This window comes from Campylobacter sp. CNRCH_2015_0814 (assembly GCF_025772765.1).
Lineage (GTDB): Bacteria > Campylobacterota > Campylobacteria > Campylobacterales > Campylobacteraceae > Campylobacter_D.
In genome coordinates this window covers 1-944 of sequence record NZ_JAKMSR010000036.1, presented here as the reverse complement: position 1 = coordinate 944, position 944 = coordinate 1, and the positions used below count along the sequence as shown (strand labels likewise).

General features: G+C 20.7%; 1 protein-coding gene. It reads left to right on the top strand.

The annotated features are described in order from the left end of the window. Positions 1–106: 106 nt before the first annotated feature. Positions 107–944 (top strand): hypothetical protein (locus L8X24_RS07905; protein WP_263664341.1); only part of this gene is annotated, 838 nt, incomplete at its 3' end.

Sequence of the window (944 nt, the reverse complement as noted above, 5' to 3'; positions counted from 1 at the left end):
AAAGCTAGCAAAACTTGGCATAAAGGTGGATTTATATATTTTTTAGCTAAAATTAATAAAATTAAAGTTAGAATTGAATAAATTTAATGTTTATTTGGGATATTTAATGGATATTAATAAGATTTTAGTTATTGGATATACATCTGATAATCTTTCAAGTTTTTTATCTTTTTTTAGAGAGCTAAAGCTGGAAAAAACTAAAAATGAAGATAAAATAGTACAAATGTTAGATACGATTTCATCTTTTAAAAAAAATACACATCAAATAAATAGTTGTAAAATTCAGAAAATGTATTATCCTCTTTTACAGGATTTTGATAAGGAATCTAAAGAAAAAAAATGTTATATTGCTAATCCCAACTTATTATATGTTGCTGAAGATTGGACTCAATTGGATCAAAATATTTTATTTATTTTGGTTTATGAAAATCCGATCGAAATACTAAAACAAAAAATATATTCAAATGATAGATTATCTATGGAAGATGCTTTAAATTACTGGTTTGAATATAATATGTTCTTGTTGGATTTTTATAAAAGAAATAAAGAAAGATGTATTTTGGTGAATTACGAAAATTTTGATATTTTGTTATATGAATATTTAAAAGAAAAATATCATTTTGATATAGTTAAGACATTTTATAAAAATAATAGTGATGAAAATAAAAATTTACTTGATTTTATTTTGGAATACATGATTAATTCTTTTAATCAATGTGTTGATAGTTGTTATAGGAGCTTGGAGATATTTTCATTAAACCCTCTTTGTCAAGATCACTTATCGTTTCAAAATTTAGAAAAAGAAATTATAAATTTATTTCAGATATTGAAAATAAGTGAATTTTTAAACAATAAAAACAAAACATTCTTAGATTTTATTTTTGAAATACAAGAATATATTGAAAAGTTATACCATGAAAATATTGATTTAAAAAAAGATAATT